Annotated in this window: 10 protein-coding genes; 5 read left to right on the top strand and 5 right to left on the bottom strand. The window is 66.3% G+C overall.

What is annotated here, in order from left to right:
* Together AC1DRP_RS31865 and AC1DRP_RS31860 are read right to left on the bottom strand one after the other, a co-directional pair.
* On the bottom strand, window positions 1-510 hold a 510-nt coding region (locus AC1DRP_RS31865), incomplete at its 3' end, for a LysR family transcriptional regulator (protein ID WP_476770587.1).
* A gap of 70 nt (window positions 511-580) precedes the next feature.
* Window positions 581-1,579 (bottom strand): L-threonylcarbamoyladenylate synthase, encoded by a 999-nt coding sequence (locus tag AC1DRP_RS31860; protein WP_441489011.1) that lies wholly within the window; start codon window positions 1,577-1,579, stop codon window positions 581-583.
* 162 nt (window positions 1,580-1,741) lie between these two features.
* Between AC1DRP_RS31860 and AC1DRP_RS31855 the strand changes: the two genes are divergently transcribed.
* A complete protein-coding gene (locus AC1DRP_RS31855) occupies window positions 1,742-3,517 on the top strand; it encodes an acyl-CoA dehydrogenase (RefSeq protein WP_476770586.1) in 1,776 nt (591 codons plus the stop codon).
* Between the two features lie 17 nt (window positions 3,518-3,534).
* On the opposite strand, the gene AC1DRP_RS31850 is transcribed toward AC1DRP_RS31855, so the two are convergent.
* Window positions 3,535-4,323: a class I SAM-dependent methyltransferase gene (locus tag AC1DRP_RS31850; protein ID WP_476770585.1), complete on the bottom strand. Its 789-nt coding sequence runs from the start codon at window positions 4,321-4,323 to the stop codon at window positions 3,535-3,537.
* Window positions 4,324-4,400: 77 nt separating this feature from the next.
* Here AC1DRP_RS31850 and AC1DRP_RS31845 point away from each other — a divergent pair, with 77 nt between their 5' ends.
* The 4 genes from AC1DRP_RS31845 (at window position 4,401) to AC1DRP_RS31830 (ending at window position 7,805) form a co-directional block, all read left to right on the top strand.
* Window positions 4,401-5,261, top strand: coding sequence for an SDR family NAD(P)-dependent oxidoreductase (locus AC1DRP_RS31845; RefSeq protein ID WP_476770584.1), 861 nt, complete (start codon window positions 4,401-4,403; stop codon window positions 5,259-5,261).
* A gap of 14 nt (window positions 5,262-5,275) precedes the next feature.
* Window positions 5,276-6,136 carry an SDR family oxidoreductase gene (locus AC1DRP_RS31840; protein WP_441489015.1) on the top strand — a complete coding sequence of 287 codons (861 nt, stop codon included), beginning with the start codon at window positions 5,276-5,278 and terminating at the stop codon, window positions 6,134-6,136.
* A gap of 100 nt (window positions 6,137-6,236) precedes the next feature.
* Window positions 6,237-7,226, top strand: coding sequence for a magnesium transporter CorA family protein (locus tag AC1DRP_RS31835; protein ID WP_441506527.1), 990 nt, complete (start codon window positions 6,237-6,239; stop codon window positions 7,224-7,226).
* A 93-nt stretch (window positions 7,227-7,319) separates the two neighbouring features.
* A complete protein-coding gene (locus tag AC1DRP_RS31830; RefSeq protein WP_441506528.1) occupies window positions 7,320-7,805 on the top strand; it encodes a hypothetical protein in 486 nt (161 codons plus the stop codon).
* Window positions 7,806-7,817: 12 nt separating this feature from the next.
* Here AC1DRP_RS31830 and AC1DRP_RS31825 read toward each other — a convergent pair whose 3' ends face one another.
* Together AC1DRP_RS31825 and AC1DRP_RS31820 are read right to left on the bottom strand one after the other, a co-directional pair.
* Window positions 7,818-8,384: a hypothetical protein gene (locus AC1DRP_RS31825; protein WP_441506529.1), complete on the bottom strand. Its 567-nt coding sequence runs from the start codon at window positions 8,382-8,384 to the stop codon at window positions 7,818-7,820.
* Window positions 8,385-8,388: 4 nt separating this feature from the next.
* A partial coding sequence (locus AC1DRP_RS31820; RefSeq protein WP_476770583.1) for a pyridoxal-phosphate dependent enzyme occupies window positions 8,389-9,016 on the bottom strand: 628 nt, incomplete at its 5' end.

Raw genomic sequence — 9,016 nt, 5'->3', positions numbered from 1 at the left:
GCCATAGATCGCCCAGTTCAGTGTCGCGAGCCGGCGCCCGACCAGGGTTTCCCCGGGCGAATCGCTGGCCCGGATCGCGACATCGGCGTCGCGCTTCGAGAGGTTGAGCGTCTGGTAGCCGATGGCGACATCCAGCCGGATTGCCGGATGCGCCTGGCGGAACGCCGCGAAGATCGGCAGCAGCATGTTGAGGAAGAGCGTATCGGTCGTGGTGACGCGGACCTCGCCGGACGGGGCGACRTCGCGCCCGGCCAGGCGCCGGTCGAAGGCGGTGACATCCTCCTCCATGCGGCTCGCCAGGACGGCCATCTCTTCGCCGGCGCAGGTAGCGACATAGCCCGTCTTGTGGCGTTCGAAGAGGGGCAGGCCGAGCTGCTCCTCGATCTGCCCGAGCCGGCGGAACACGGTGGAATGATTGACCCCAAGAGCAGCAGCCGCACCCGTCAGGCCGCCGTGATCGGCGATCGCCTTGACCAGCCTGAAATCATCCCAGGCGAGATTGGACTTCATCGACGCAGGCTCCGGTTGCGGCGGCAGCATCGCGATATCTTGCGCAATTGCAAGGCGCTGTTTGCGGGGCTCAGCGCGGTGCCGCAGCGCGCCTCAGCCGGTCGTTGATGGCTTCCCCGAGGCCGTGCGCGGGCACCGATGCGATCGCAATCGCCTTGGGGCCCTGCGCATCGAGCTGGCGCATGTAGCCGAAGAGATTGGCTGCAGCTTCCGCGAGATCGCCGCGCGGGCTCAGGTTGAGCGAAATCGCCGGCGCGACGAAGCCCGCTGGCTCCGGTCCGAAGCCGAGCCAGGCTTCTCCGGTGCGGGGCGCTTCGGCGTCCAGCCGCACCGCGGCAGCGGGCGCGTAATGCGAGGCGAGCAGTCCGGGCGAAATCGGTGCGGCGCCAGCCTCGCCGGCGAGCACCAGCGGGCGGCCGATCACGCCCTCGATCGCCGCGCGGGAGACGCCGCCCGGTCGAAGCAGCCTGGGCGCCCCATCGAGGCAGGCGATGATCGTCGACTCGACACCGACCTCGGCCGGCCCGGCATCGACCACGGCATCGATCCGGCCATCGAGATCGGCCAGCACATGCTCTGCGCTGGTGGCGCTGACCCGGCCCGACCGGTTGGCGGAGGGTGCGGCGATCGGGCGTCCGGCTGCTTCGAGAATGGCATGGGCAAGCGGATGCGACGGCACGCGCAACGCGACGGAGGCAAGCCCGGCGCGTGCCAGCTCGCTGACCTGGCAGGCGGACGAAGCCGGCACCACCAGCGTCAAGGGGCCCGGCCAGAAGGCCTTTGCCAGTGCCAGCGCATTGGCGTCGAACAGGCCCTCGCGCCGCGCTGCCTCGACGCTCGGCAGATGTGAGATCAGCGGATTGAAGCTCGGCCGCTCCTTTGCCGCATAGATGCCGGCGACGGCGTGGCCGGATGTCGCGTCGGCCGCCAATCCATAGACGGTCTCCGTCGGCAGCGCGACGAGGCCTCCGGCGCGCAGCAGGCGCGCGGCCTCGGCAATGCCTTCGGCATCGGCCTGCAGAATGCGGGTCGGACGTATCCCGGAGCCCGTTGACCTGGAATGGTTCATATATAAACTGTGTTGTGCGGCAGTGCGTATGGCGGAAAGTCGTGAGGCTGGCGCGTGGCGAAGGGGATAGTTCGTCGCTAACATCGCCGTCAACGCATAACGACGGCAGCAGACCTTGCGCCGGCACATTGCCAGGCGGGCAGGGCATTCAGGGAGAAGGCCATGAGCTATCGCGCCCCGGTCGAGGACATCGTCGCCACCTTGCGCCATGTGGCAGGGCTGGACCGGMTCGTTGCCGATGGCCTGGCCCCCGAGCTCGACGGCGGAATGACCGAAGCGATCCTCGGCGAGGCGGCGAAATTTGCGGGCGATGTGATCGCGCCGCTCAATATGGTCGGCGACAAGGTCGGTTCGACGCTGAGGGATGGCGCGGTGTCCACGCCGCCCGGCTGGAAGGAGGCCTACAAGGCCTGGGCCGAGGCTGGCTGGAACGCACTGCCGGCTCCGGAAGCCTATGGCGGGCAGGGCCTGCCGGCGCTGGTGCAGTCGGCCTGCACCGAGATGTGGAACTCCGCCGCCTTCGCCTTCGCGCTTGGTCCGCTGCTCACCGTCGGTGCGATCGAGGCACTGCATACCCATGGCTCGGCGGAACTGAAGGAGACCTATCTCGCCAAGCTCGTCTCCGGCGAGTGGATGGGTACGATGAACCTCACCGAACCGCAGGCCGGCTCCGACCTCAACGCGCTGCGCTCGAAGGCCGAGCGCGCCGGGGACGGCACCTATCGCATCACCGGCCAGAAGATCTTCATCACCTATGGCGAGCACGACATGACCGAGAATATCGTGCATCTCGTCCTTGCCCGACTGCCCGATGCGCCTCCCGGCACACGCGGCATCTCGCTCTTCCTCGTGCCGAAATACCTCGTCAACGCAGATGGAACGCTCGGCGGCCATAACGACCTGCGCTGCTCCGGGATCGAGCACAAGCTCGRCATCCATGCCTCACCGACCTGCTCGATGGCCTATGGCGACAATGGCGGAGCGATCGGTTGGCTGATCGGCGAGGAGAACCGTGGCCTCGCCTGCATGTTCACGATGATGAATAACGCCCGGCTGAACGTGGCGCTCCAAGGCGTCGCCATCGCCGAGCGGGCCTATCAGCAGGCGCTCGCCTTCGCGCATGAACGCAAGCAGGGCGCGGCACTCGATGCGCCGAAAGGCGCGCCGATGAGCCCGATCATCGTGCATCCCGACATTCGCCGTATGCTGATGGAGATGCGGGCCAAGACGCAGGCGGCGCGTGCGATTGCCTACATGGTCGCGGAAGCGCTCGATCGTTCGCATCGCGAGACCGATATCGGCAAGCGCAAGCAGGCCGCCGAACGCACCGCGATTCTGACGCCGGTGGCGAAGGCCTATGCGACGGATATCGGCGTCGAAGTCGCCTCGACAGGCATCCAGGTCCATGGCGGCATGGGCTATGTCGAGGAGACCGGCGCGGCCCAGCATCTGCGCGATGCCCGCATCGCCACGATCTACGAGGGGACCAACGGCATCCAGGCCATCGATCTCGTGCAGCGCAAGCTGCCGCTGTCCGGCGGCGATGCCGTCAGGGCGTTGATCGCCGAGATGCGGGGCGTGGCGGACGAGGTTGCGGCGGCCAACACGCCCGGCTTCGGCCGCACCGCCGATCGGCTGAAGAGCGCGGTCGACGCGCTGGAGCGTGCAACCGAGTGGATGCTCGCGACCATGGGGGCGAAACCTGCCGAGGTGCTCGCCGGTGCGACGCCCTATCTCAAGCTCTTCGCGCTGGCGCAGGGTGGAACCGGGCTGGCGAAGAAGGCGCTCGCCATGCGCACTGAGGAAGGCGGCGCCGCAGCCGTGGCGACTGCCCGCTTCTTTGCCGAGCATGGCGCCATCGAGGCCCCGGGGCTGGAACTCGCCGTGACGGAAGGCGCTGGCGCCGTGACCGAGGCCGACATGGTCTTCGCCGCGTGAACGGGGCGCCGTGCGCCTCAGCCGGCCTTGCGCACGCGCATGTGCAGGAACAGCGGCGCGACGCGGGTATCCGCGAGATAGGGCTCGCGCGCCGCCGTTTCGGCATCGACCGTCGGCTCGTGCATATGCTCGATGGTGAAGCCCGTCGTGATGAGGAGGTTGACCCACTCGCTCAGTGTGCGGTGGAAGCGCGGCACCTTGAACGGCTCGACCTTGGCCTTCTCATGCTCGGGCGCAGCGCCGAAGCGCCAGGTCTCGATCTCGCCATCGGTGGCGCGGAAATACTCGCGCACCTCGATCCCGAATACGGTCTTGTTCTCGTCGCGCAGAACCCGCCGGAACGGCGTGGCGAAGCAAGGGTGCAGGATCGAGAATTGCAGGAAGCCGCCGGGTCGCAGGACGCGTTCGGCTTCGGCCAGGACGCGATCCTGCCGCGGCATATCCATCAGGGACATGAAGGCGGTCGCGAAATCGAAACTCCCGTCGGCGAAGGGCAGATCCATGCCGTCGGCGACCTGGTAGKCGATGCCGAGCGGAGCGACCGCTTCCGCCTCCCGTGCATGCCGAATGAAGGTCGGCGCGATATCGATGCCGGTCATCCGCGCGCCGGCCTGCRCAATGCGGCGCGTATTGGCGCCTTCGCCGCAGCCGATGTCGAGCCCCTCGAGCCCGGCGACAGAGGGCAGGTTCGCCATGAAGGCCGGCGTGTTCTGGGCATCCCGATAAAGGTCGTAGCCGGCGCGCGCATGGCGCGTCCAGGTTTCGGCATTGGCCTCCCAGCAGGCGGCGACGTCTGCGCTGTCCATTCCGGCTCTCCTGATTCGGGGGACGGTCCGTCTAGAGGATTGCCGATGCCTGCGCTACCGGAATTGTCGCTCCGGTGGTGACCAGCGCCGACCTTGCGGCAGCGCCGCTCGCTAGCCGCATCTGCCTCGTTGCGGGAGCCTCGCGCGGCCTGGGGCGCGGCATCGCGCGGGCCCTGGGCGAAGCAGGGGCAACCGTCATCGTTACCGGCCGCTCCAGCGAGGCCGGCCCCCGCACGGACCAGCGGCCGGAGACTTTTGAGGACACGGCGCGCGAGGTCGAGGCGGCCGGCGGCAAAGGGCATCCCTATCGCTGCGACCATACGCAGGAGCGCGAGGTCGATCAGCTTGTCTCCTGGGCTCTGCGACGCTTCGGCCGGCTCGATTGCGTCGTCGATGCGGTCTGRGGCGGCAATGAGGGCTATGACGGCGACAGGTACCCCGACGGATCGGCCTTTGGCACGCCGTTCTGGCGCCGCCCGGCTGCACGGTTGGGCCAGGGCTTCGAGAGTGGCGTCTATGCGCAGCTCCTGCTGGCGAAGGCCGTTGCGCCGGCCATGGTCCAGATGCGCAAGGGGCTGATCGTCACCGTGGGTTTCGATACCGGTGCGGGCTATCTCGGCGATGTCGTCTACGATCTCGCCAAGGCTGCGATGAACCGGCTGACCTTCGCCATGGCGCAGGAACTCAGGCCTTACGGTGTCACCGCGCTCGGCCTCTCGCCCGGCCATGTCCTGACCGAGCGCGTGCAGGATGCCGGCATGGCGGCCGAGACGACGGAGACGCCACTCTATGCCGGCAGGGCCGTCGCCGCGCTCGCCGCTGATCCCGATGTCAACCGGCACGCCGGGACCGTGCTGCATGTTGCCGATCTCGCGCGAGCCTATGGCTTCACCGATAAGGACGGCACTCAGCCGGACCGTTTCACCATTCCAGATTGAGAGGGAGAGAGACCATGTCGCTCAAGAACAAGACGCTCTTCATCACCGGCGGCTCGCGCGGCATCGGGCTCGCGATCGCGCTCAAGGCGGCCCGCGACGGCGCCAATGTCACCATTGCCGCGAAGACGGCCGAGCCGCATCCGAAGCTGCCGGGCACGATCCATACCGCCGCCGCCGAAATCGAGGCCGCCGGCGGAAAATGCCTGCCGCTGATGGTCGATGTGCGCGATGAGGCTGCGGTCGCGGACGCCATTGCCAAGACGGCAGCCACCTTCGGCGGCATCGACATCGTCGTGAACAATGCGAGCGCGATCAATCTGACCAACACGCAGATGACCGACATGAAGCGCTTCGATCTGATGCACCAGATCAACACGCGCGGCACCTTCATGGTCTCGAAATATGCGATCCCGCATCTGGAGAAGGCGGAGAACCCGCATATCCTGATGCTCTCGCCGCCGCTCGACATGAAGACGCACTGGTTCGCGCCGCATCTCGCCTATTCCATCGCGAAATACGGCATGAGCCTGTGCGTGCTGGGCCTGGCCGGCGAACTCGCCCCGAAGGGCATCGCGGTCAACGCACTCTGGCCCCGCACCACCATCGCGACAGCGGCCGTCCAGAATCTGCTCGGCGGCGACAAGATGGTGCAGGCGAGCCGCACGCCCGAGATCCTGGCCGATGCGGCGCATATGATCTTCCTGAAGTCGTCGCGGCAGTTTTCCGGCAATTTCCTGATCGACGACAGCTTCATGGCCGGCGAAGGCGTCACCGACTTTTCGGCCTACCGCGTCGATCCGTCAGTGCCGCTGATGCCGGACTTCTTCGTGCCCGCCGACAGCAAGCCGCCAGCCGGTGTGAAGGGCGGGGTGTGAAGCGCGCCGCGAGGCGCGTCATCGGTTTGACATCGTTGGTGGCTTGGAGTTCCTGCCCTGCAGCAAAGCGGCCTGTCGGCTGCCGACGAGTCGCTCCCCTATGCTCCTGATCCACAGCATCTGCCCCGACCATGGCGACCGGTTGGCCCATCGCCCGCTCTCGGAGGATGAGCCGATCCCGGTGGGAGCCGTCTGGATCGATCTCCTCAATCCGACCTCCACGGACGACAAGCGGGTCGAGGCCCATCTCGGCATCTCGATCCCGACGCGCGAGGAGATGCATGACCTCGAGCCGTCCGAGATCATCTATACCGAGAACGGCGCCCATTACATGACGGCGCGGGTAATCTGCCAGTCGGACAGCAATGTCCCCAAGCTGGCGGACGTCACCTTCATCCTGACCGAGAAGGCGCTGGTGACCGTGCGCTATGACGAGCCCGGTGCCTTCGGCATCTTTCTCAACCGGGTCGCCAAGCCGGGCGGCTGCGGCATGCAGCCAGAAGCCATCATGGAAGGGTTGATCGAGGCCATCGTCGACCGAGCCGCCGAGGTGCTGCGCGGTGTCGGCGACAAGATCGACGGTGCCTCGCGCCGGATCTTCGACGGCAAGGCGGCCGAGGTCGAGCAGGGCAGCGCCTATCAGGGCGTGATCCAGAAAATCGGCCAGTACGAGCACATCATCTCGAATGTGCGCGAGAGCATGGTGGCAATCGAGCGCGTGCTGCTCTTCCTGTCGGCCAATTACAAGCGGCCGAAGAAGGCCGCGAGCGGCTTCGCACCGGAATGGCGGACCTCGATTCGCGACGTCCAGGCCATCGAGGAGCACGCGACCTTCCTCTCGAGCAAGCTGCAATTTATGCTCGATGCCACGCTGGGTCTGGTCAGCATCGAGCAGAACAAGATCATCAAGCTGTTCTCGGTCGTCGCCGTCGCCCTGATGCCGCCGACGCTGATCGCCTCGGTCTACGGCATGAACTTCAAGACGATGCCGGAATTGGATTGGCAGTTCGGATACCCGATCGCGGTCGGCATGATGATCGTCGCGGCCGTGGTGCCCTATGTCTTATTCCGCTGGAAAAAGTGGCTCTGACGCCTGGATTGAAGATTGCCCGGCCCGCGATAATGGCCAAAGGTCAGGGGCTTTCCAGGCGCTGTGCCGGAAGCTTCCTTGGACCAACATCACATGAAGCGAATTCTGGCGGCGGTCGCCCTTCTGGGCGTGCTCGCGACATCGGCCCATGCGCGCAATTTCGCGGTTCCCGACAAGGATCCTGCCGTCACCATCACCGTGCCGGACAATTGGGCCACCGAGGAGATCGCCTATGGCTACTCCGCCCAGTCTCCCGGCAAGGACGTCTTCTTCTCCGTCGAATATGCCAGCGCCCGCGATGTCGAAGCGATGCTGGACAATAACGAGAAGTGGATGAAGGAGAACAACATCAAGAAGGTGCCGCCGAAGAAGGCCGAGGCGCCTCTGAATGGCATTCCTGCGACCATCCTCCAGTTCGAAACCAGCGACGACAACGGGCCGACGACAGTCGAGTTCATCATGATGTCGGCCGGCAAGAACCGCATGATCATGCTGACGCTCTGGGGCTCCGATGAGGAGCGCACGAAGCATGGCAAGGCGATCGACACGATCATGAGCAGCGTCAAGCCGATCCAGTAGATCGCTGCTCCGTCATCGGGGCGAGAGGCGCTGGAGCAGCGCCTCTCCGCGCGGCGACAGGCGATAGCCGCTCGTCAGGCTTTCCGTCAGCCCGAGCGCCTTGAGTTTGCGCACATCCTGCTTGAACGGAAGGGTTTCTCTGCCAAGCAGTGCCGCAAGCTCTGGTGCGCGCCGTGCCGGATGAGCCGCGATCAGTGCGAGCGTCGCCAGCGTCCAGGCCCGGCGCGCGTCGAGGCGCATGAGGCGCGTTTCGATGTCGTGCATCTCCGGCTCGCCAAGCTCGGCCTCCGCCCGCAAGGCGATGCGTGGATCTGGCCCGGCAAGCCGCAGGCGGATCCGGTAGAGCTGGCCCTCGCGGCTCGAAAGCTCTGCAAGCAGGCTTTCACGCATGACATGTCCTCCGGCACGCGCGTCGTCCTCGCTGATCTCCGCGACCGGATCGACATCCTCGATCGCCAGCAGGCCGATGCTCGTCAGGAGCGTGCCGCCCGCCCTGACGCTGGGCCGGCGCCAGCGGCGGAACACAAGCGTGACGCGCCCGGCTGCGATGCCATCCAATGTCCTGCGGTTCAGCAGCACGGTGTCACGCCAGCACGCGGGCCATCACGTCCTTCAGGCCCTCGCTGCCGCGCGTCAGCCAGCCAGGAACGGGCAGGCCCTTCGAGCGCAGGAATTCCGGATTGAACAGCTTTGACTGATAGCGTGTGCCGTAATCGGCGAGGATGGTCACGATGGTGTGGCCCGGACCCATCTCCTTTGCCAGCCTGATCGCGCCGGCGACATTGATGCCGGAAGAACCGCCGAGGCAAAGCCCTTCATGCTCCAGCAGTTCGAAGACGAGCGGRATCGCCTCCTCGTCAGGGATCTGGAAGGAGACGTCGATCGGAGCGCCCTCGATATTCCGGGTGATCCGGCCCTGACCGATGCCCTCTGTGATCGAGGAGCCTTCCGCCTTCAATTCGCCGGTCGTGAACCAGGAATGCAGGGCCGCCCCCATCGGATCGGCAAGGCCGATGCGGATCTTTGGGTTGAAACCCTTCAGCGCGATCGCGGCGCCGGCAAGCGTGCCGCCGGTGCCGACCGCGCAGATGAAGCCGTCGACCTTACCGTCGGTCTGTCGCCAGATCTCCGGCCCGGTCGTCTCGATATGCCCCTGCCGATTGGCGATGTTGTCGAACTGGTTGGCCCAGATCGCGCCGTTCGGCTCACTC

This window comes from Allobosea sp. 01N443, assembly GCF_056399325.1.
Note: the sequence above shows the minus strand (reverse complement) of the source record. Positions and strands in the feature narration are given on the sequence as shown.

What these genes read in the sequence shown, in the direction of transcription:
- AC1DRP_RS31830 (WP_441506528.1), top strand. Translation starts at nt 7,320, where the DNA reads ATGAAGCGAATTCTGGCGGCGGTCGCCCTTCTGGGCGTGCTCGCGACA.
- AC1DRP_RS31835 (WP_441506527.1), top strand. Translation starts at nt 6,237, where the DNA reads ATGCTCCTGATCCACAGCATCTGCCCCGACCATGGCGACCGGTTGGCC.
- AC1DRP_RS31860 (WP_441489011.1), bottom strand. Translation starts at nt 1,579, where the DNA reads ATGAACCATTCCAGGTCAACGGGCTCCGGGATACGTCCGACCCGCATT.
- AC1DRP_RS31840 (WP_441489015.1), top strand. Translation starts at nt 5,276, where the DNA reads ATGTCGCTCAAGAACAAGACGCTCTTCATCACCGGCGGCTCGCGCGGC.